General features: G+C 60.0%; 19 protein-coding genes and 2 tRNA genes. 8 read left to right on the plus strand and 13 right to left on the minus strand.

The genetic code is table 11. From position 1 onward, the window contains the following. Positions 1-13 precede the first annotated feature (13 nt). From RQ935_RS08215 to RQ935_RS08230, 4 genes are all read right to left on the minus strand, one after another. A complete protein-coding gene (locus tag RQ935_RS08215) occupies positions 14-1,687 on the minus strand; it encodes a ribonuclease J (RefSeq protein ID WP_399532314.1) in 1,674 nt (557 codons plus the stop codon). A gap of 159 nt (positions 1,688-1,846) precedes the next feature. Then, complete coding sequence (gene dapB, locus RQ935_RS08220; RefSeq protein WP_311497950.1) at positions 1,847-2,590, minus strand: 4-hydroxy-tetrahydrodipicolinate reductase; 744 nt, start codon at positions 2,588-2,590, stop codon at positions 1,847-1,849. A 42-nt stretch (positions 2,591-2,632) separates the two neighbouring features. Then, a complete protein-coding gene (dapA, locus tag RQ935_RS08225; RefSeq protein ID WP_311497951.1) occupies positions 2,633-3,520 on the minus strand; it encodes a 4-hydroxy-tetrahydrodipicolinate synthase in 888 nt (295 codons plus the stop codon). Positions 3,521-3,608: 88 nt separating this feature from the next. Beyond that, positions 3,609-5,018, minus strand: a complete 1,410-nt coding sequence (locus tag RQ935_RS08230; protein WP_311497952.1) for a pitrilysin family protein — start codon at positions 5,016-5,018, stop codon at positions 3,609-3,611. 29 nt (positions 5,019-5,047) lie between these two features. On the opposite strand from RQ935_RS08230, the gene RQ935_RS08235 reads away from it, so the two are divergent. Together RQ935_RS08235 and RQ935_RS08240 are read left to right on the plus strand one after the other, a co-directional pair. Next, positions 5,048-5,602: a hypothetical protein gene (locus RQ935_RS08235; protein WP_311497953.1), complete on the plus strand. Its 555-nt coding sequence runs from the start codon at positions 5,048-5,050 to the stop codon at positions 5,600-5,602. Positions 5,603-5,718: 116 nt separating this feature from the next. Continuing rightward, complete coding sequence (locus RQ935_RS08240) at positions 5,719-7,485, plus strand: cell wall-binding repeat-containing protein (RefSeq protein WP_311497954.1); 1,767 nt, start codon at positions 5,719-5,721, stop codon at positions 7,483-7,485. Between the two features lie 73 nt (positions 7,486-7,558). Here RQ935_RS08240 and RQ935_RS08245 read toward each other — a convergent pair whose 3' ends face one another. Both RQ935_RS08245 and RQ935_RS08255 read right to left on the minus strand, forming a co-directional pair. After that, positions 7,559-7,930, minus strand: coding sequence for an RNA-binding S4 domain-containing protein (locus RQ935_RS08245; protein WP_311497955.1), 372 nt, complete (start codon positions 7,928-7,930; stop codon positions 7,559-7,561). Between the two features lie 67 nt (positions 7,931-7,997). Beyond that, the gene (locus RQ935_RS08255) at positions 7,998-9,125 is read right to left on the minus strand and encodes a DUF1524 domain-containing protein (protein ID WP_399532304.1); all 1,128 of its coding nucleotides are present in this window, start codon (positions 9,123-9,125) and stop codon (positions 7,998-8,000) included. A gap of 225 nt (positions 9,126-9,350) precedes the next feature. On the opposite strand from RQ935_RS08255, the gene RQ935_RS08260 reads away from it, so the two are divergent. Continuing rightward, positions 9,351-10,580, plus strand: coding sequence for an amidohydrolase (locus tag RQ935_RS08260; RefSeq protein WP_311497956.1), 1,230 nt, complete (start codon positions 9,351-9,353; stop codon positions 10,578-10,580). Positions 10,581-11,145: 565 nt separating this feature from the next. Here RQ935_RS08260 and RQ935_RS08265 read toward each other — a convergent pair. Then, positions 11,146-11,217 (minus strand) — tRNA-Asn (locus RQ935_RS08265). Between the two features lie 62 nt (positions 11,218-11,279). Next, the gene (locus RQ935_RS08270) at positions 11,280-11,777 is read right to left on the minus strand and encodes a hypothetical protein (protein WP_311497957.1); all 498 of its coding nucleotides are present in this window, start codon (positions 11,775-11,777) and stop codon (positions 11,280-11,282) included. 131 nt (positions 11,778-11,908) lie between these two features. Between RQ935_RS08270 and RQ935_RS08275 the strand changes: the two genes are divergently transcribed. Both RQ935_RS08275 and RQ935_RS08280 read left to right on the plus strand, forming a co-directional pair. After that, a tRNA-Ile gene (locus RQ935_RS08275) sits at positions 11,909-11,982 on the plus strand. Positions 11,983-12,227: 245 nt separating this feature from the next. Continuing rightward, complete coding sequence (locus RQ935_RS08280) at positions 12,228-13,211, plus strand: O-acetyl-ADP-ribose deacetylase (protein WP_311497958.1); 984 nt, start codon at positions 12,228-12,230, stop codon at positions 13,209-13,211. 166 nt (positions 13,212-13,377) lie between these two features. Here the strand turns inward: RQ935_RS08280 and smpB are convergent, their stop codons facing one another. The 5 genes from smpB to prfB all read right to left on the minus strand — a co-directional run bounded on the left by smpB (position 13,378) and on the right by prfB (position 18,554). Continuing rightward, the gene (smpB, locus tag RQ935_RS08285; RefSeq protein ID WP_311497959.1) at positions 13,378-13,917 is read right to left on the minus strand and encodes an SsrA-binding protein SmpB; all 540 of its coding nucleotides are present in this window, start codon (positions 13,915-13,917) and stop codon (positions 13,378-13,380) included. 192 nt (positions 13,918-14,109) lie between these two features. Further along, positions 14,110-15,441, minus strand: coding sequence for a peptidoglycan DD-metalloendopeptidase family protein (locus RQ935_RS08290; protein ID WP_311497960.1), 1,332 nt, complete (start codon positions 15,439-15,441; stop codon positions 14,110-14,112). Positions 15,442-15,540: 99 nt separating this feature from the next. Then, a complete protein-coding gene (ftsX, locus tag RQ935_RS08295) occupies positions 15,541-16,455 on the minus strand; it encodes a permease-like cell division protein FtsX (RefSeq protein ID WP_311497961.1) in 915 nt (304 codons plus the stop codon). Beyond that, on the minus strand, positions 16,455-17,243 hold the full coding sequence (gene ftsE, locus RQ935_RS08300; RefSeq protein WP_311497962.1) for a cell division ATP-binding protein FtsE: 789 nt from the start codon (positions 17,241-17,243) through the stop codon (positions 16,455-16,457). The genes ftsX and ftsE overlap by 1 nt, the downstream gene beginning before the upstream one ends. 180 nt (positions 17,244-17,423) lie before the next feature. Next, positions 17,424-18,554: a peptide chain release factor 2 gene (gene prfB, locus RQ935_RS08305; RefSeq protein ID WP_297724288.1), complete on the minus strand. Its 1,131-nt coding sequence runs from the start codon at positions 18,552-18,554 to the stop codon at positions 17,424-17,426. Between the two features lie 75 nt (positions 18,555-18,629). Between prfB and RQ935_RS08310 the strand changes: the two genes are divergently transcribed. The 3 genes from RQ935_RS08310 to RQ935_RS08320 all read left to right on the plus strand — a co-directional run bounded on the left by RQ935_RS08310 (position 18,630) and on the right by RQ935_RS08320 (position 21,834). Further along, the gene (locus RQ935_RS08310) at positions 18,630-20,042 is read left to right on the plus strand and encodes a potassium transporter TrkG (protein ID WP_311497963.1); all 1,413 of its coding nucleotides are present in this window, start codon (positions 18,630-18,632) and stop codon (positions 20,040-20,042) included. A gap of 10 nt (positions 20,043-20,052) precedes the next feature. Next, positions 20,053-20,757, plus strand: a complete 705-nt coding sequence (locus tag RQ935_RS08315; protein ID WP_311497964.1) for a TrkA family potassium uptake protein — start codon at positions 20,053-20,055, stop codon at positions 20,755-20,757. A gap of 150 nt (positions 20,758-20,907) precedes the next feature. Beyond that, the gene (locus RQ935_RS08320; protein WP_311497965.1) at positions 20,908-21,834 is read left to right on the plus strand and encodes a phosphate ABC transporter substrate-binding protein; all 927 of its coding nucleotides are present in this window, start codon (positions 20,908-20,910) and stop codon (positions 21,832-21,834) included. The last annotated feature ends 21 nt before the right edge of the window (positions 21,835-21,855 follow it).

Consider the following 21,855-nt stretch of genomic DNA (forward strand, 5'->3'; position numbering starts at 1 on the left):
GATTCTCCCTGAACTAGTCAGCTTCCAGCACCAGGGGCACAATCATGGGTGCGCGTTTCAACCGCTTGGACACCCAACGTCCCAAGGTGCGGCGGGCGACCCGCTCCATGTCCCGCACGCTGGCTTTTCCGTCTGCCGCCGCCGCGCTTAACGCGTCAGCGATGGCCGGCTCAATGTCCCTAAACACATCATCGTTTTCCGCCACCCCGCGGGCAATAACGGTCGGACCAGCGAGGATAGTCCCAGTACTCATCTCCATGACCACGTAAACCGCCACAAACCCCTCTTGGGCCAGCACGCGGCGGTCATAGAGTTCGGACTCCCCGATTTCCCCGATAGAAGTGCCGTCCACATAGATAAAGTCACACGGCACCTGACCCACAATCTGGGCCTCACCGTTCTTGACCTCCACGCACACCCCGTCCTCAGCGAGCATGACGTGGCGCGGATCGACCCCAGTTTTCACGGCGTGTTTCCCGTTGGCGACCAAGTGGCGAATCTCGCCGTGAATGGGCATCACGTTCTTTGGCTTCACGATGTTGTAGGCATAGAGCAGTTCGCCCGTGGCAGCGTGACCGGAAACGTGAACCTTCGAATTACCCTTGTGAACGACCTGCGCGCCCAGACGAATGAGCTGGTTAATGACGCGCCCCACCGAGTTTTCGTTGCCGGGAATCAGCGAGGATGCCAGCACCACCGTGTCGCCCTGGCCGATGGAAATCGTCCGATGAGTTCGGTTAGCAATTCGCGACAGGGCGGCCATCGGTTCGCCCTGCGAGCCGGTAGCCATATACACGCGGCGTTCGGGGGGCAGGGAATTGACATCCTTGAGGTCAATCAGCACCCCGTCCGGCACGGTCATGTAGCCGGCCTCCGCGGCGATGGTCATGTTGCGTTCCATGGAGCGCCCCACCAGGGCGACCTTGCGGTTAGATTTCGCGGCGGCGTTCAACACCTGCTGCACCCGGTGGACGTGGGACGCAAATGAAGCCACCACAATCTGGCCGGTAGCGTGGAGGAAAACATCCTCAAGGACGGGGCCAATCTCGCGCTCCGAGGTGATAAAGCCGGGGACCTCGGCATTCGTAGAGTCTACGCAGAACAAATCGACCCCGGCTTCACCCCAACGCGCGAAAGCACGCAGGTCGGTAATGCGCCCGTCCAGGGGCAGCTGGTCCATCTTAAAGTCCCCGGTAATCAGCGCGGAACCGGCTTTCGTGCGCACCATGACTGCCAAGGCATCTGGAATCGAGTGGTTTACGGCGCAAAACTCCAGGTGGAATGGTCCCAAGTCGAGTCGCTCGCCCTCCGCTTTGACCCGCAGGTTCGTGGTGGGCAGGCGGTGTTCCAAAAGTTTCGGTTCCACGAACGCCAACGTCAGGTGCGAACCGTAGACAGGAATGTCCTCGCGCAGTTTCAACAGATAGGGCACCGCTCCGATATGGTCCTCGTGTCCGTGGGTCAGCACCACGCCGACCACGTCCGCCATCCGGTCTTGAATATAGGTGAAATCCGGCAAAATCAGGTCCACCCCGGGTTGGATCTCTTCGGGAAACAGCACCCCGCAATCCACAATCAGGATTTTGCCTTCGGTTTCCAAAACGGTCATGTTGCGGCCGACTTCGCCTAAACCGCCCAAGGGTACTAATCGCAAGACATCGGGTTTGGCGGGGCCAGGCAGTGGCATTTGAAAAATATCTTCACTCACGCACCCATCTTAGCGGTTGTGCTCTCCGCCGGGCTGGCCCACCCGCCCAGGAGCGCACGCCGAGCGAACAAAGTCCGGCTCAACCCTTGTGAACGGAGAGGAAAACGAGAAAAGGAACGGGAAAGCGGAAAGGCGCGCCTAGAGCCCCAGCAGCGTGTCCAAGCCGACGGTGAGACCGGGGAAAGTGGCGACTTTGCGCAGTCCCAGCAACACTCCGGGCATAAAGGATACGCGGTCAAAACAATCGGTGCGCACTACCAGCTGTTCACCAGGGTTACCCAAAAGGATTTCCTCGTGAGCGTACAGGCCGCGCAAACGCACGGCGTGGATCGGCACACCCGCGATTTTTCCGCCGCGCGTGCCCTGCGGATCCGATTCGGTGTGATCCGGGAAGGCGGGGGCGCCGGCTGCCTCGCGTGCCGCGGCGATGCCTTTCGCGGTGGCGATGGCGGTGCCGGAGGGGGCATCGAGTTTGTCAGGGTGGTGCATTTCGAGGATTTCCACGGATTCAAAGTACGGGGCTGCCGCGGCCGCGAACTTCATGGCCAGCACGGCAGAAATCGCAAAATTGGGGGCAATCAGCACGGAACGGTCGGCGGCCTGGGCGGCTTGGCGAACCCGGGCGTAGGCGTCCTCACTCCAGCCGGTCGTGCCGACCACCACGTGTGTTTCAGCTTGCAGAGCCGCCATCACGTTGGCTTCTGCGCTGGTCGGAATGGTGAAGTCGACCGCGTGGGTGGCGTGGGCGCGGCGCAAACTGGCGGTGATGTCGTCGTCGCGGTCCAGTTCGGCGACCAGCTCCATATCCGGCGCGGCGCTGACCGCAGCACAAACCTGGCTACCCATCCGGCCTTTGGCCCCGATTACCGCAACTTTCAACATTTCCGGGTCCTCCTTTTGTGGCGTGGTGTCAGGCCGCGCCGGCTATTTTTGCAACAGTCCTTGACTCACCAGAGCCTGACAGATATCGGCGATTTCGGTCTCGCTGGGTTCGACCAGCGGCAGACGCGGACGCGGGGACTCAATCAGCCCCAAGGCGTAAACGGCCTGTTTTGCGTAAGTCGCCCCCTGACCGGCGCCCATAATGGCACGATTCGAGGGCTCCAGCGCCGCATCCAATTCTCGCGCGCGGGCCAGGTCGCCGGCGGCAACGGCATCCAGCAGGGCTGAAATCCGTTTGCCTTCTACGTGTCCCACTACTGAAATGACCCCGGAGGCGCCGCCTGCCAAAAAGAAAAAGTTCAGAGCGTCGTCGCCGCTGTACCATTCCAATCCGGTGCGCCGCATGGCCTGGATACCCGCACTGACGTTGCCGGTAGCGTCTTTTACGCCTTTCACGCGTTCCAGCCGGGCCAGCCGGTCCATCGTCTCGGGGGCAATGCGCACCCCGGTGCGTCCGGGAATATCGTAGACCAGGATGGGCAGGTCACTTTCCTCGTGAACCGCCTGGAAGTGGGCGACAATGCCGTCTTGGGAGGGCCGATTGTAGTAGGGCGCGGTCACCAGCAATGCGTCGGCACCGTTTTGAGCCGCCGAGCGCACCATCGCCACCGTGTGCGCCGTATCGTTGGAGCTGACCCCGGCAATGAGCTTGATGTCTGGGCCTACCGCGCGGCGCACGGTTTGCAACAGCTGAGCTTTTTCGTCCAAGTGCGTGGCGGGGGCTTCCCCCGTGGTGCCGGAAACCAAGATGGCGTCACAGCCGGTGTCCACCAGGTGCTTCGCCAAGCGAGCGGCGGATTCGTAATCCACCGAGCCGTCCGCGTGGAAAGGAGTCACCATCGCTACTGAAAAACGCCCAAAAGTACTCATGCAGTCATCTTAGGCACTTTGTTCACATGATGGAAACCCCGTCCGCCATGTGGACGCAAGGGGTGCGGCGAAACCACCGGGGACGGCTTTATTCCTCCGGCCCCAACCGCACCTCAATAGTGGCACGTTTCGCCAGTTCAGCCGCCCAGTCCCGCACTTGCGCAGCAGTGACGGCCTGCATTTGTTCCAGCTTGGCCGCCAGCGGGATATAAGCCCCGCGCAGGATTTCCGCATGAGCCAGCCGATTGGCCCGCACGGTATTGTCCTCCAGACTCAGCAGGGTGGCGCCGCGCAGCTGGCCTTTGGCCCTGGCTAGCTCGTCCTCGGGAACCGTGTTGGTGGCGATATCCTCCAGTTCGGCACGCAGCAGCGCTGCCACCTGGTCAGTATTCGCCGGATTGCAGGTCGCGGTCACGCCGAAACTGCCCGCGTCTCGATAGGGAGAGTTAAACACGTAGGTGGTGTAGGCCAGACCTCGCTTTTCCCGGATGTTTTGGAACAGACGCGAACTCATTCCCCCGCCCAACACGGCGTTCATCACGTTCATGACGGGCATGTTCACGTCCGCTACCCCCGGTCCCGGCCCGCCAATGAGGACCCGGCTTTGTTCAAACTTGCCGGCGACTTTAAAAATCCCTGATTCGGGTTTCCAAGCACCCTGACCAACCGCGTTGAGACTGTTCCCGCAGCGGTCGGCGGGGTTGCCCAGCGGGACGGCTGCCGCGGTGTCGAAGTCTAAGGCGGGCTGGGCCGGGTCGGGTGCGGATTGCCATTGCGGCCACGGTGAATCGGGACGGCGCAAAGACCCCGCCACCAGTTCACACACCTGGTCATGGCTGACGTCTCCCGCGGCCGCCACCACCAGGCGATCCGGGGCATATCCGGCCTGGTAGTGAGCCACTATTGCCTCCAGGGTGTCGGCTTTTACCGATTCAATCGTGCCGCCAATGGGACGCCCCAGCGGATGCGCCGGAAAAACCCGGCGGGTAAATTCGTCAAAAGCCTGTTCGCTGGGGTTATCCAGCGCCATCGTCAGTTCGTCGAGGATGATGCCGCGTTCCATCTCAAAATCGGCGGCATTGAGCAAGGGCGCGCACAGCATATCCATCAAAACGTCAATGGCCATGGGCACGTCCTCGCCCAAAACTTCGGCATAGTAGTGGGTGCATTCCCGGCCGGTAGCGGCGTTGGAATCGCCTCCGACCGCGTCAAATTCCATCGCTATCTGATGGGCGGTGCGCCGCGGAGTCCCTTTAAATAAAAGGTGTTCCAAGAAGTGCGTGGAGCCCCGCGCCCCTTCGACCTCGTCACGAGAGCCGCGCGCGACCCACAGTGCCACGGTGGCAGCGCGGGTGCCCAGCATATGCTCGGTGATAACCCGCGTTCCCCCAGGCAAAATCGTGCGGCGAATCGCTCCGTCTTCCAAGGTAACATCCGCCCCGGGAGCACCTGCGGGCAAAGCGGGCAGCGGACACGCAACAGATTTCAAATCAGTCATAGTTACCCAATTTTACTAGACTAGGAGTCATGTCCTCGCACAACCTTGGCAAACAGGAAAAACCCGACGAGCCCGATCAGTCCTCTGCGAACGCAAAACCGGAGGGGGAACCTCGTGCGGGCAAAAATCCTCGCGACAAATCCGGAAAAGCCGCGACACCGAAACAATCCCTGTGGCGCACCGCGGCTGACGTGTGGCCGTTCGTAGTGGGGTCTTTCGGGTTCGCGCTGGCGGCGTACTTTTTGACCTACGCCGGCTCGGCCTACGAACAGCCGAACTCGCTGACCACCGGGGCGACCGTCACGCTGATGATTGCCGGGTCTTGTGTCCTGGCTGCCACCGTGGGCTTGGTTCACCTGGCGTTTTTTGTGTCCGCAAAAGTGTTGTGGGCCATCGGGGCTGGTCTGGGTGTGGTGCTGTCGGTGGCGGCCTTCGTTGTGGCGGGAATGCAGGTCGCGCCCGGTTTCGTGTTCGGCGTGGCGCTCCTGGTGCTATGCGTGCCGGGATACTTTCTGGGTCGGCGCGCTGATGCTTACCGCGCCCAGTTCCCCAAACGCAGCCATTTCCTGGGCGACTGGGACTAAAAGGGCTAAAGAGGCTAAAGCCGCGCGTTTAGGCCGCAAAAACGACCTTCTCGGGACCCTAGTCTTGGTAAAATTCCCTCATAAGCAGGTTATTTTACGGAAAGTGCGGTGCAAAAATGACTGTTAGTTCCCAGCGAAAGTTCCTTTGCGGTCTGGCCGGAGCAGCGCTCCTTGCCGGAATGGGTGTCCCGGCAGCCAACGGAGCGAATCCCGAGAATCGTCTGGCCGGTCCCGACCGGGTGGCCACTTCCCTGGCGGCGTCCGCCTATGGTGAGGCCAACACGGTGTACTTGGCGGCACCGAACGGGATTCCCGATGCTATCACCGCCGGAGCTTTGCCGGGACGTATCGTCTATGGCGACCCCTGGGGTGCCGATACGAATGGCCGAGTCAACTTTCTGCGCCAGATGGATACTCATCGGCTGGCTTATCTCGGCGGCCCCGGTCTGTGGGGTGGCATCCCGGCGGGACTCAACGCCGCTTACCCGCCCGATTACCGTGTCGAAGCGGCCCAGATTCAAGGCACGGATCGCTATGAAACCGCGGCCCTGCTCTATGACCGCTGGGTTGAACTCAATCACCATCCGCGCAACATTTCGGTATTGATCGCTAACGGTGGCTCTATGGTCGACGCGTTGGCGGCCGGGGCTTTGGACACCCCCATCCTGCTGGTGCAACCTGACGGAACCATCCCCGCCGCGACCCTGAAACGTTTGCAGCAAGGCGGAATTACTCAGATTACCGTGCTGGGCGGAACAGGAGCCATACCCGTGGCCACCACCCAGCAGCTGAGCAAATTCGTTTCGGGAGGCACCCCGACCCCGCCGACCACCAAGACTTCTGAAGGCAACTCGGGACCGGTGGAAGTCCCCGCGGCCGACACCCCCAAGACCGCGGAAAACATCGCCCGCTGGCAAAAGACCCTGCAAAATTACACGGAACTGTCCAAACCAAACGGAGAGATTGCGCAAAAGATTTCGGCCTCTTCGCAGTGGATTAAGTTTGGCGCGGAAGCTGAGAAATATACCCGCGAAACCATTGAGGATAATTGGTCGAAATTCCTGTTTAAGACCAAGCAGGACTATTCCAACTACGGTTCGGTTGCCGCGCTCTATAACGACAACAAAGATAGAGCGAACCAGTTCCTGTCCTCCCTGGCGAGCTCCGGCTACTACGGAGCCGACATCTCCTTGCCCCACAACCTGGCGACTTTTGAGGAAGTCGTCACAAAGTACGGCGATTACTTCGGGGTCAATTACTCCTGGCTTGATGATACGTTCCTGGCCAACCTGCGGGAATCTTTCAAGTTGGAATTCGACACTTACCTGCATCGCGGCGTCACCCCCGGGTCGTGGACCATGGCCGGTTCGGTCATCAACGGGACTTATGACTATCAAAAGTGGCCGCTGGGCTTGGCTCCGCTGGTGTTTGAGCGCTACCAGACGTTCTGGCAAGAGCGCCTGCCCCAATATCGCGCCGCGATTCCAAAGATTCAAGCCTGGTTGAACTCGGCTGGGGTTCCCGCAGCCACGCCCGCCCAGAGCGACCCGACCAATATCAAGCGGATTGGCGGAGCGGATCGCTTCGAGACGGCTCGCCTGCTGGCCCAAGCCCGTTCCAAGAAAACCTTGGGCTACAACAAGTCCCCGATTCAACAGATCTACCTGGTCAACGGCACGGCCCTGGCCGATGCGGCCGTCGCCGGGTCGCTCAAGAACGGGGTGGTCCTGCTGATTAACGGGAACAGTTTGCCGGAAGCCACGACTTTGGCGCTGCGTGACCTCTACGCCTCCCACGGTGCCGGTCTGCGTATCTTGGCAGTTGGCGGGACCGCGGTCGTTCCTGACCAGGCGATTGACGCGGCCAAGACCCTGGTGCGCTAACCCCAGTAGGAAACCCGCGTGGGCTTGAAACCCGCGTCGGGCGGGTCCGGGCGTCGCCGGGCTACGACCGACTTCAAAAGGACGTCCGCCCGCGCAAGGCGTCAAGCTGACGGCGTTCCTTTTTGGTCGGCCGCCCGGTGCCACGCGGTCGATAGATAACGGCCGCATTAGCGGGATTCGTCAAGCGTTGTGGGGTGACGTCCTCGTAACATTTCACGGCTTCGGGCGCCCCCACACGCTTGGGAATCAGGGCTTTTACCTTGAGGACCCGGTCGAAACCCGCGACCCGCAGCCGCACCTCGTCCCCGACCCGCAACGCGCTGGAGGCCTTCGCACTGACCCCGTTGATTTTCACGTGCCCGGCGCGCGCCGCCGCGGTGGCCAGAGAGCGCGACTTCACCTGTCGCACCGCCCACAACCACACGTCGACACGCATTTTTTCCATTCCCCCAGTCTACCCGCAGCCGGGATTTTCGTCTGAAAACCGGGAGAATCTGGCGAAGCTGCGGACCCTAGCGGGGCCGGGATTCGCAGCCCACCCCGTCGTGATCCCCGTCAAATTTGTCTCGGAATCCCGGATCCTGCGGGGTGATGGGCCGGCCCAGGATTGCCCAGACTTCCCGGCAGTTGGCGTAGTTGGCTCCCGAGCCCCCTGGTGCCCCGGGCTGCGGTGCAGGGTTTGCCGCGGAAGGGGCCACGTTCTGCGGCGGGGGCGACGGTTCTGTCGGAACAGAAGCCGGCACGGTCCCGGAGGGCACGACCACCCCACTGTCGGCAGGCAGTACCTGACCTGGGCAATTACTCAGGATACGTACCATCGCGTCACGTTCAGCTTCAGTCACCCACAGCCGATACTTCGCTTTGACCGCAATCTGGCGCGAAACGTAGGCGCACCTGAAGTCCTTGTGCGGCGGCAGCCACGTCGCCGCGTCCCCGTCTGACTTTTGCTGGTTGAGCCGGCCGTCCACCGCCAGCAGGTTCAACGGATCGTTCGCCAGGGTTTCGCGCTGCGCGGCGGTCAAGGCTTGGGCGCCTTTCTGCCACGCGTCGGACAGGGCGACCACGTGGTCAATCTGGATGGCCGAGGCTTGTGACTTGTCAAAATACCTGGTTTCCCCGGAGTATGGCTCTGCCAGGATTCCGCTCAACACCACGCATCCGCGCGTGTTCGCGCGCCAGGTTTTGTTGGTCAAATCGCGGTTTAAGATGTCGTTGCGGGTGTCGCAGCCGTTCCGGTCGATATCGCGCCATCTCTGGCCGAATTCTCCGCGCCGATACCCGGTCTTCGGCGCCCGCCCTTTCACCGGCAAGGTCGCCAGCACGGTCGCGGCGTCCCCGGTCGCTTCCGGCGTGGGGGCGTCGGCGGGACTGGGTTCCACAGTGTTTTCTGGGGTCTGCGTGGGGGAAGGGTCAGAAGGCGTGGGGGTGGGTTCCGCGGTGACGCGCGGTGCCTTGGTGGAAACGGTTGGGCTGGCGGAAACCACGGGGTTGGGCTCAGAATCGCTGGCTTTGCTTCCCAGCACGTTGCCGCATGCCACTACGGCGCACAGCACTCCGGCTCCCACCAGCAGCTTCTTGGTCTTGCTGGCTTTGGGCGGGGTCTGAGCTGGTCCATTCGGCGGCGCCGGGATTCCTTTCACAGGCTCATTTTAAAGCGCAGACAGGCTTTTTTTGAGCGACGGGCCGCGTCCCCTGTTGCAAATTGGCGATTAAATCGGGGTTGCTGGTCTATATAACCACCTACCCCGATTTAATCCCCGATTTCTTACACATTTGCTCATGACACCCCCAAATCAGGACCCACCCGGCGGGCGATTTTGCGCCGCAAAGAAAACAGAGTTAAAAGAAATTGAGAGGAGTTTATGATGAACAATCTGGATATAAACACGGCAGTCGCTCAGCTAGGTTCATGGCCGGACGAAACCTATCAATGGCTACACCGGCATCCTGAACTTTCGATGGCAGAGACAGAAACCTGCAATTTTATTGAGAAACAGCTGCAGGACCTTGGCTACCAGACCGAAATAATCGGTGGAGGCGTGGTTGGGATACTACAAAATGGCACGGGTAATACCACGCTTTTCCGCGCCGACATGGACGGACTCCCGGTGAGAGAAGAGACCGGGTTGGCTTACGCCTCCACTATCACCAGACGTGACCGGGACGGAAACGAAGTACCGGCGATGCACGCCTGCGGACACGACGTACACATTACTGCTGGTCTGGGGGCCGCACGAGTGCTTGCTGAACATCGCGATAGCTGGAGTGGCACCCATATCGCCCTCTTTCAGCCCGGTGAAGAAACCGCTGAGGGAGCGAAATCGATGATAGAGGCGGGTCTGGTCGAAAAAATTCCTCGCCCCGACGTTGCTTTCGGTCAGCATGTTCTGACCGGTCCCATGCCCGCCGGCTCAGTCGGCACCCATATCGGCGCGATTTTGTCTACTGGCGCGTCCTTGAAAATTACGTTGCATGGCAAGGGCTCGCATGGCTCCATGCCTCACATGGGCATTGATCCAGTGGTACTTGCCTCGACGATTGTGTTGCGGTTGCAGACTATCGTTTCGCGCGAAATCGATCCTTTTCAGATGGCAGTAGTGACCGTGGGGTCGGTGCAAGCTGGCACAAAGTCAAACATCATTCCCGAACGCGCCACCCTTTTGGTCAATATCCGCGCTTATGACATGGAGGTGCGCGAACACTTACTGACAGCCATAAAACGGATTGTTAACGCCGGGTGCGCCGCGGCAGGCAGTCCGGAACCTGCCGAGTTCGAGCTTTATGATTCCTATCCCCTGACCGCTAATGACCCGCAAACTACCGAAAAAGTGACGCAGGCATTTATTGCCCACTTTGGTGCTGAGCGGGTAGGCGATTGCGGCGAGGTTCCCGCTTCCGAAGATTTCAGCACTATCCCGGACGCGTTCGGAATTCCTTATTGCTATTGGGGGCTAGGAGGTTTCCGCGACTATGACCCCAAATTCCCTAACCATAACCCCAAGTTCGCTCCGGTCATGCAACCCACGCTAACTACGGGCATCGAAGCCGTACTAGCTGCGGTGATGGCTTGGTTGGGGAAATCGAAACAAGGGTAATGTCCCCTTTACCTCAAATTACGCTCCCGCTTGGCGCTACGCCTATCTATGCGTATAGTTAGAGATGTTAGGGCATCCGCTCTAACAAAGGTAAAGCCCCAAGGTTGCATCTTGGGGCTGGAGGACAAGGAGATTAAGATGATCGCATTCATCGAAATCCTGGTTTCCTTGCCTGAGGCAATTCTAGCACTGATTCTCATCCGTGAGAAGGTGCAGAAGCCGAAAGATAGTTAGGAAATCGCCCCGTCCCTTCACGGGGGCGGGGCTTCCTCCAAAAAAAGGGGCTACCATGTTTCTTTCACTGCGCGGTGTCGCTGCCTACACCGGTCTTTCCGAAAATACGCTAAAGGCGTACTCCCAGCGCGGCTATATGCCCGCGCCCGATGTCAGGATAGGCACGGGCGAAAAAGTTACAGCCAACGGCTGGTCCACCGACACTATCGACTACTGGCTGGCTAATCGCCCGGGGCGCGGGGCGCGTACCGACCTGAAAAAGGCCCATAAGCCCAACGGCGGATCAGTGAAAAACGGCTCGAAAAACGCCGAAATACCGGATACAAAAAAGCTCCCGCGGCTGGATTCGAACCAGCAACCTGCCGATTAACAGTCGGACGCTCTGCCGTTGAGCTACGCGGGATTGCGGATAAGATTCTAACAGAACCTTTTCGCGAATGTCCACTCGCTGCGAGGTTACCGGTATCAGGCCGGTAGACCCGCCATGTCGCGTACCTGGGATTCCAAGCTGGACAGCGCGGGAAGGTCGCCCGGTGCCAGCGCCCCGAAAGCGACGACTTCGGAAAACCGGCTCCCGTCAGCCTTGGCCCGCACTGAAATCCGCACTTTCGTCCCGGAGGGCAGTGTCGAAAACTGGGTATAGATTTGGGACTTTTGCAGGTAAATGCGCGCGTAGTCTCCGAAGGCCTTGAGCATGGTCGACTCCGGGTTCTTTAGCAGCAGCGGCGCTTTGCCCGGGTCAGGCCAAGACACACTCAAAGTGTCGGTATCGCGGTCCCACCCAATCTGCTGCACCTCGTGCCACTCCCAGCGAGTCACCTCGCTATCTCGCCTGATTAAGCCGCTGGGGTCGGCAAACAGCCACAAGTCTTGGTCCGCAAAGTACAACGGCACACAGTTGCGCCCGCCGCGGGGCAGCAGCGGTTTCAGTTCAGCAGGGATTTTCCTTTTCCTCAAGCCCATGAACTCAACTGTATAACAGGGCGCCACTGTCCCGCCCAGGCATTTCGCCGGTTGGGGCGGTGGCGCCAAAACCTCGAATTCCCGGCACTCAGAAATACCACCTGAGCTCGGTAACTTGTTAGGATGTTTACGCCCTGTTAGCTCAGTCGGTCAGAGCAGCGGACTCATAATCCGTTGGTCGTGGGTTCAAGCCCCACACAGGGCACTTGACCTGCATATATATTCGGCTTAAAAACCATAACTATTCTGACACCATGTATGGCACCAGGTATGACCATTGTTTCGCGAGAAATTCGAGCCTGGGACTTGTGTCTACATTGCCTGTGTAGGAGGACTTATTACCCGCTTCGGTTCCCGCACAGGGCACTTTTTTGTGCGAAAATCAGCTCTTTCCCGCGACGTTTTTCCCGCTTCACGCTAGACTGAAAACCTAGCCGAAAGGGAACAAAAATGCAGATACACGCGATTGGCGGAGACCTCACTGAGATGAATGTGGACGCGATCGTCAACGCCGCGAACTCCTCACTATTGGGGGGCGGCGGTGTCGACGGAGCGATTCACCGGGCAGCAGGTCCGGAGCTGCTTGCGGCCTGTCGCAAGCTGCGCGAGACTCGTTTCCCCGACGGTCTGCCGGTGGGCCAAGCGGTCGCCACCAGGGGGTTCAACCTGGCCGCGCGGTGGGTCATTCACACCGTCGGGCCCAACCGTCACGCCGGACAAACCGACCCGCAGCTGCTGCACAACGCTTTTGCGAACTCCTTGAGTGAAGCCGCTCGGGTGGGCGCCCACGACGTGGCGTTTCCCGCCATATCCGGCGGAGTCTACGGCTGGGACATGGCCGAGGTAGCGCGCATCGGCGTGGCAGCCGTACGCGAGTGGGCCGCCGGAACCCACCCCTCTCGTGACGCCGACCACACGGGCGATTCCGCAGCTCAAAGCCCCTCCCAAAACGCAGAAACCCCGATAGAAAACGTCTATTTCGTCCTGTTTTCCTCTGACGCGCTGGAGCTGTTTCAAGCCGAAATCGCCCGCACCGAACCGGAGGATGACTCCTGGCCTCCCGACGACTTCGAGTTAGCGCCGGGGGACACGAAAACCCACCGCAACGGCATGACCTTGGTCGATGCCTATTGGATTCCTGATGAAGAAGTCGCCTCGTATCGTGCCGATCGCAACGCGGCGGCCGCGGCCTACACGGAGGCGTTCCGCGCCGAGGGCTACCGAGTATTTCGCGAATGGGCTGGCTCGGAGGACGGCGAGGCCATCACCGCCAGCGATAACGCGGGCAACCTCCAGGCCATGATGCACTTAGATCCCCAAGCGGTTCAGGAGTGGCAGGAATTCTCGGCGAAATATGGCGCCAATGCCCACGCTGAACTGGTCAAAGCCATCCGCGCCGAGCATCAGTACCTCAAGTCAGCTCCAACGGAATAACCTCGCGCCCCCGCACAAACCGGCGGCACGCCAGCTTTTACCGAACCTCGCCAGCCCGCCGAACCTTATCCGGTATGGCACTGTGCTCGCGGCGCTCCTGCCGGGTCGTCCGCGCCAGTCTGTGCCAGTCTGCGCCAGTCTGCAACAGCCCCTGCCGCCCCGCACTTCACCGGGAGCGCCGGTTCGCCTCCCGCAAAGCCCGCTGCGCCTCGCGGTCGTCCTCGCGCTGGCGGATAGTTTGACGCTTATCCCACTCTTGCTTGCCCTTCGCCACCGCAATCTCCACTTTCGCGCGTCCGCCCACGAAATACAGCTCTACCGGCACAATCGTGTAGCCTTTCGCGGCGACCGCCCCTTCGAGCTTCGCGATTTCGCGCTTATGCAACAACAGTTTGCGCTTGCGTTTCGGAGCGTGATTCGTCCAGGAACCGTAAAAATATTCCGGGATATTCGCCCCTTGCAGCCACGCCTCCCCGCGGTCGACCTCAACCCACGCCTCCGCAAGCGATGCCCGTCCCATCCGCAAAGCCTTAACCTCGGTGCCGGTCAGCGACAATCCCGCCTCGTAGCGGTCCTCCAAAAAATAATCGTGCGCGGCCTTCTTGTTCCGGGCGATGACTTTCTTGGCGTCCGACTCCGCTTTGGCACGCTGAGAAGGGGTCAGCTTCCCCGACTGGCCCGCCCCCGTAGCAGCTTTTTTACCCATAGAGTGCAATTTTAGCGCAAAAGCACGGGTTGCCAACTTTTCCCCGCGGCGCCCCTCAGTCTTCACCAGGCCTGGTGGCCGCCAGCCCATCACGGATTCGCCACGGTTGCGTTACGGGTTAGTTACGAACACATCACAAGGCCGGCCGCTCGCCTACCCACTCTGGTGACGCCGTCCTCGTGAGGCGACCGCCTACAGCACCCCCAGCGGGTTGATAGTTTTCCCGTTTTGCCACACTTCAAAGTGCAGGTGGCACCCGGTCGAACCGCCGGTGGAACCAACCAAGCCGATGACCTGACCCTTCTGCACGGAAGCACCGACCGAAACTTTGAACTGGGACTGGTGACGGTAGGTAGTCTGCCACTTGGAACCGTTGATAGTGCCGTGATTGATATAAGTCGATTTCCCGCCGACTCCCTCCCAGCCAGCGAAAGTCACCGTTCCGGACTGCGAGGCATAAATCGGGGTTCCGCAACCTATCCCGAAGTCCGTCCCGGCATGGAGCCGCCGCGTCTTCGTGATGGGGTGAACCCGGTAACCGTAAGGCGAGGTCACCGACAGCGACGACAGGGGCGCACCAAAAATCCCCCCTGAAATGGAGCGTGCCGGCATGCTGTCCGGCTGTTGATTCAGTGCGGCAATCCGCGCCGCCGCGGCCGCCTGCGTGGCCTGTTCATCCGCAATCTGTTTTTCAAACGCCGCCCGCTGATTGTTCAGCTGCCCTTGCTGGGCGACCTGCTTTTGTTGCAAATTCTGGAATTCGCCCAGCTTTCGCTGCTGTTCAGCGCGAGCCTCATCTGCGGCTTGCACCGCCTGCTGAGCCTGCGTCTCCAGCTCCCCAATTTTCACGGTCACGGCTTCCTGACGAGCCCGAGCGTTGTTGTTGGCCGCGTTTGCCTCTTGAGCTTCCACAATGGCACGATTTTGCGACTTGGTCGCCGTGGCCGCCACCTGCGCCCGCAGCGTAAGTTCATCGAGGGACTGGGCATCCAGCAGCAACGAAAGCGGCGAAGTTTCCAGCATTGCCCCGCGATAAGCCATGCGCGCCATCTGACCGATGGCGACTTGCGTTTTTTCAATGGTTTGCTCGCCCTTCGCAATCTGTTCGCGCAGTTCCTCTTTCTGGCGATTCGCAATCTCCAGCCGGCTCTGGATTTGTTGATGTTTCGCCTGCGCATCAGCCAGTTTCGCCTGCGCATTGGCAACCTCAGCTTGCGCCGCGGGAATGGCTGCCTTGGTTTGCTCCAGGGATACCGCCAGCTGCACCAGATTTGCGTTAACCCCCTCCAGCTGTGCCGCCAGTTCGGCTTGCTTTTTTTTGGAAGCGGCCTGCTGCGCCTCGAGTTTCTTACGTTCGTCCGAGTTCTTGTCAGCCTGCACAAGGCCGGTCGCGCTCGCTCTCGCGGTCGCACTAGCGTTCGCGGGGGTGAGCGCCGCGTTAGCATAACTGAGCGAAACTGTGGACATCGAGGCGATCCCGAGCGCCGCCAGCGCCCCCACCAGGGCAGTCAATTTGCTTCGCACGTGCTCACCTCCTTCTTGGTTGCCACACCGCAAAGCGTGATGTTTCAAGTTTAGCCAAATACCGCGACTTTCCCCGTCCGAAACATTGCCAACGGAGCCCTAAACTCTGGTGTAGCGGTTCAGGGACGCCGCCGAAGCCACGACCGCCAGCAAAATGGCCGCCAACACCAGGAACGGCGCGATGAGCAGCACATCGTTGGGTGAAATGAGCTGGACGACCCCGGAAAGTCCCGACAGCCAGGACCCGACCAGGAACTTTACGCTGGCCCACAAAATCGCCACCGACCCTAGAGCACCAATCGTCGCCGCGACAGCGCCCTCCACCATGAACGGCAGCTGTACAAACAGGTTCGAGGCTCCGACCAGGCGCATAATGGATGTTTCACGTTCCCGACTCATCGCGGACAAGCGGATAGTGGTGGTAATCAACAGGACCGCGGCGATAATCATCGCTACCGCCAGCCCGATAGCCAGGTAGGTCGCCTGATGCAACCCGGTCAGCAGCTTTTCCAGGATCTGCTTTTGGTCAATGACCTGGGCGACCCCGTCACGTCCCTGCAACTCCTCGACGACCACGCGGTACTGCTCCGGGTTCTTCAGCTTGATCCGAAACGAAGCGGGCATCATATCCGCTTTGACATATTGATAATACTGTTCCGTGCCGGCCAGCTTTTTGAAACTCTCGAAAGCCTCTTCCTTCGTCTCAAAATACACATTGTCGATGTACTTGCTGAGCCGCTCGGACTTCAACTGTTCGTCAATCGCCGCGATCTGTGCCTCGCTGGCCTCCTGACCGTTGCAGTTGGGAGACACATCGTCCTTGGTGCACATCGACACGGAAATCTCGATTTTGCCGTACCAGGTGTCGCGCAGGTTGCCAATCTGCATCTCTGCCAGCACCGCCGACCCCACGAACAGCAGGGAGACACAAGTCACGATCACCACCGCGACCGTCATCGCCAGATTGCGTCGCAAACCCTGGCCTACCTGGGATAATACGAAAGTTAGTCGCATTACTTACGGCCTCCTTTCCGTGCCGCCCCCGCACCTTTCGGTTTCGCTGACTCCCCCGCGCTGTCAGAAGGGCGGTCGGCGTCGGCGTCGGTTCCTTTCGGGGCCGAGGCTCCGTAGATGCCGCGAGCCTGGTCGCGCACGACCCGTCCTTCGTCCAGTTCGATGACGCGTTTGCGCATCTGGTTCACGATTTCTTCGTCGTGGGTGGCCATCACCACGGTGGTGCCGGCCCGGTTGATCCGGTCCAGCAGTCGCATAATTCCCAAGGACGTGGCGGGGTCCAGGTTTCCGGTCGGCTCGTCGGCTAACAGAATGGGTGGGCGGTTCACCATAGCGCGAGCAATCGCCACGCGCTGCTGTTCGCCGCCGCTGAGCTCGTGAGGAAAACGTTTGTCTTTGCCGCCCAAGCCGACCATCTGCAGTACTTCGGGGACGACTCGGCGAATGACACGACGCGGCTTGCCGATGACCTGCAGGGCAATCGCCACATTGTCGTACACGTTCTTGTTTTCCAACAGGCGAAAGTCTTGGAACACCACTCCGACTTGGCGGCGCAGCGCCGGCACTTTCCACCTCGACAATCGCCCCAGGTCCTTGCCCAGGACCAGAATCTTCCCCTCCGTGGCGCTCTCTTCGCCGAGTACCAGCGAGAGGAACGTGGACTTTCCCGATCCGGAGGCTCCGACCAGGAACACGAACTCGCCTCGGTCGATAGTGAGCCCCACGTGGTCCAGCGCCGGGCGCGCTCCCCGCTTGTAAATTTTGGTGACGTTGTCGAAGGTAATCAACCTTTTCCGCTCCCCAGTTCAGTTTCAGATACGCTACTAAGTCTATTTATAACAAAACGATAAAAACGGAGTGACACCCGCAGAAGCGCAATCGCAGGGGAAAAACGCGATTATTACCGCGCAAAAGGGCGCTCGCGGGGGCGGGGGGGAATCCTCCCGGCCTGTTTCTCGGTGGGTCCCCTACTGGTCGCTGTGCTTTTCCTGATGCTTGCGCCAGCGAATCGCCGCGTCGATGAATCCGTCCAGGTCGCCGTCAAATACGCTGTCGGGGTTGCCCGATTCATAGCCGGTTCGAAGGTCTTTGACCAATTGCTGCCCATAGAGGAAGTAGGAGCGCATCTGGTCTCCCCAAGAAGCTTTGACGTCCCCCGCCAGCTCCTTTTTCTTATCGTGTTCTTGCTGGTGACGCAGCATTAGCAGGCGTGACTGCAGCACGCGCATCGCGGCGGCCCGGTTTTGAATCTGGGATTTTTCGTCCTGCATCGAGATGACGATGCCGGTGGGCAGGTGGGTCAGTCGTACCGCCGAATCCGTCGTGTTCACGGACTGTCCGCCCGGACCGGAGGACCGGAACACATCAATCTTGATGTCGCTCTCGGGCACTTCGATGTGGTCGGTCGTCTCAATCAGGGGAATGACCTCCACCGCCGCAAAGGAAGTCTGGCGCTTGCCCGCCGCGTTAAACGGGCTGACCCGCGCCAACCGGTGCGTCCCGGCTTCTACTGACAACATTCCGTACGCATAAGGAGCATCGACCTGGAACGTCACCGACTTAATCCCCGCTTCTTCCGCATAGGACGTATCCAGCACCTTCGTGGCATAGTTGTGCCGCTCGCAATACCGCAGGTACATCCGCAGCAGCATCTGCGCGAAGTCGGCAGCGTCCACCCCGCCCGCTCCGGAACGGATGGTGACGACCGCGAAACGTTCGTCATATTCCCCGTTCAGCAGGGTTTTCACCTCCATCGCGTCCAGGTCCTGTTTCAACGTTTCATAAGTGTGTTCCGCATCGGTGAGAATCGCGTCGCGGTCCTCCCCGCTTTCTTCCGCCCCCAGCTCGACCAGGGCCTCCATATCGTCAATCCGCGCCTGCATCGCCCGTAAACGCTGCAAATCGGCCTGCGCCACCGACAGCGATTGCGTGACTTTTTGGGCGTTTTCCTGGTCATCCCACAAGTCCGGGGCGGCGGCTTGTTTCGTCAAGTCGGCAATCTTTTGCTCCAGCAGCTCGGGGTCCATCACCGCCGAAATCGTCGCGAAAGACGCGCGCAGTTTTTCAATCAGGGGCTGAAAATCATCGGGGGAAATCACCTTTTTACCTTACTGGTAATCCGGTGCGGTTCTCAAATAACTTGCGCTGCGCGCCGCCTGGTTTATACTAATCCGGTGGCTCGCATCTCCGAGTTTAATCCCGGCCGCAAAATCTCGGCGGCATTTTTGATAACTATCCTGGTGGGAACGGCATTGCTGATGCTTCCGGTGTCCCGGAGTGGAGCTGCGGTCGCGACGACTTTCGACATCGTCACCCCCCGAACTATTCCCACCGGCGTCCCCATCTTCGGGCCAGCGTTCGCCGGCGGCGCTCCCCTGTCGATTGCGCTGTTCACCGCCGCCTCGGCCACCAGCGTGACGGGACTGATTGTGGTGGACACAGGCAGTTACTGGTCCGCTTTCGGTCAGGCTGTCGTCCTCGTGCTCATTGAGTTAGGCGGCATCGGCACCATGACCATGGTCACCCTGCTCGCCTCAGCTCTGCGTAAACGCGCCACTTTCGAGGACCGTGCCATCGCCAAAGTGTGGTTCGGCCTGACTCCGCGTGAAGTGCGCCATTCTGTATCGCAAATCGTGGTCGCCTCGTTCCTATTGCAACTGGTGTTTTCTGTCTTTAACAGTCTCTATCTGTGGTTTTCCGGGCACGCCGCCTCACCACTCCAGGCGATGGCGCACGGGGTTTTCCTCACGGGTTCCGCCTTCAACAATGCCGGTTTCGCCCCCTACGAAGACTCCCTGATGAGTTTCAGCGCCGACCCTTTCCTGCTGTTGAGCCTAGCGGCACTCATCGTGATAGGGGGCTTGGGCTTCCCCGTCTGGCTGATGCTCTACCGCAACGGCCTGCACTGGTGGAAGTGGGGCATGACTACCCGCATCATGCTGCTGGGAACCGCGGTGGTGATTGTTTTCGGCTGGGTCGCCATCACGGCTCTGGAATGGCACAATCCCCATACCCTCGGCGCGATGCCGGTCCCGCAACGTTTCCTCAACGGGCTGTTTTCCTCCGTTTCCCCGCGCACCGCGGGTTTCAACTCCCTCGACATTTCCCAACAGTACCCGGAGACCTGGCTCATCACCGATGGGCTGATGCTGATTGGCGGAGGTCCGGCCGGTACCGCGGGAGGGCTGAAAATCACTACGGTGACCGTGGTGATGGCGACCCTCTGGGGTGAGATTCGGGGGGCTCACGCCATCAATATCCTGGGCTGGCGCCTGGCGCGTTCGGCCCAGCGCCAAGCCTTGGCGGTGCTCTCGCTGTTTTCCGGCCTGGTCGCGGTGGGGACTTTCCTGCTGATGCTCTCTACACCTTTTAACCTCAACCAGTGCCTGTTCGAAATCTGTTCCGCTCTGGGTACCGTGGGTCTGAGTACCGGAATCACCCCCATGCTGCCTGTCGCGGCGCAATTCATGGTAATAATCTTTATGATTCTGGGACGTGTCGGACCGCTGACCTTGGCCGCGGCTCTCGCAACCCGGAAACGGCCGGTAGCCTACGAACTTCCTCGTGACCACCCCCTCATCGGTTAGGACAACGCAAATGAATATGTTTAATCAGAAATCTTCCCCACAATCCCCGGCCCACGAGGCAGGTAACCCCCAAAGCGCGGTCGTCATCGGCTTGGGACGTTTCGGCTTGAGCATGGCGACCGAGTTGGAGGCCAGCGGCGTAGAAGTCCTGGGTATCGACTGTAACGCAGAAGTCGTGCAACGCGCTTCGGCACTGATTCGCCACGTGGTGCGGGCGGACGCCACCGACAAGGAAGCGTTGGCCCAGCTGGCCGTAGACGAGTACGCCTGCGGGGTGGTCACGATTGGCGCCGACCTCGCCGCCTCCATCCTGAGCGCCTCCGCCCTGCTGACCCTGCACTGTCCCCAAGTGTGGGCGAAAGCCTCCAGCGTGGAACAGGGCGAAATCCTCAACCAGATGGGCATCACTCGCGTGTTCTATCCGGAATCTGATATGGGTTTGCGCGCCGCCCACCAGGTCGCCCAGTCTTTCGAGGATTACATCGACCTGGGTCACGGGTTTGCCCTGGTTATCACCAGTTTGGGGCCGCGCTACTGCGGGAAAACCCTCAGTGAGCTCGACGTGCGCCGCCGCGACGGATTCTCTATCGTGGCGATTGAATCGCCCACCGGCACTTGGGAAACCGCCCACGCCAAAACCATCCTGTCCCCTGAAGACCGGGTCATGGTGGTGGCGCCGGCTCGGATTATCTCCAAAGTCACCCGCCAAGATTAACGGAAAATCCATGTAATCGTAAAGCAATAGGGCAACTACCGTAAAGTAAAATTGTTTTACGTATTCTTAACATCTGCCCCGCGCTAGCCTTAACAATCCTTTCTTACTATCTGACTTGGGAGTAAAAGTTCGATGTATGAAAGGAACACAATGAAAATCTCTCGTATTGGCGCAATTTTTGGCGCTGGTTTGCTTTCCATGTCTCTGCTGACCGGCTGTGGGGGCGGTGGCGATAAGGCCGCTTCCGGTACTGACACCGAGTCCAGTGAACCGACTTCGACCCTGAGCGGCACCGTCACCGGTTCCGGCTCCTCCGCGCTGCTGCCCCTGGCAAAAGCCGCGGCCGATGCTTTCATGAAAGACAACCCCGATGTGACCGTCACGATGAACGGCGGCGGCTCCGGTGAGGGTCTCAAGCAGGTTGCGGCCGGTTCCGTAAACATCGGTAACTCTGACGTTTTCGCTTCTGAGAAGCTCGATGCGACCCAGGCCGCCGACTTGGTCGACCACAAGGTCTGCACCATCACGATGGCTCCGGTGGTCAACAAGGATTTGGGTGTGAAAGACCTCACTACCGCCCAGTTGACCGACATCTTTACCGGCAAGACCACAAACTGGAAGGAAGTTGGCGGCCCGGACGAAAAGATTGTGTTGGTCACCCGCCCGTCCTCCTCCGGTACTCGCGCCCTGTTTAAGACCTGGGCGCTGAACGGTGCCGAGGAAGCCTCCAACCAGTCCCTCGAGACCGACGACTCCGGTACTCTGCTCCAGACCGTGACCCAGAACAAGGGCGCTATCGGCTACGTGGCGCTGTCCTACCTGGCTGGCAAGGACGAAGTTCAGCCCGTCGCTATCGACGGCGTGGAACCGACCTTGGAAAATACCTACAACGGCAAATACAAGGTGTGGGGCTTCGAGCACATGTACACCAAGGGTGAGCCTGATGAAGTAGCCAAGGCGTTCCTTGACTACATGATGGGCGACAAGTTCGCTGGCGACCTGGAAAAGATGGGCTACGGCGTGTCTTCCAAGATGTCCAAGGAAGCCACCGCTTCTCACCCTGACCCCGCGGCCTAAAGAGGCTCAGGCGCAACTGAA

It is taken from the genome of uncultured Mobiluncus sp. (assembly GCF_963511525.1).
In the GTDB taxonomy this organism is placed as follows: Bacteria; Actinomycetota; Actinomycetes; order Actinomycetales; family Actinomycetaceae; genus Mobiluncus.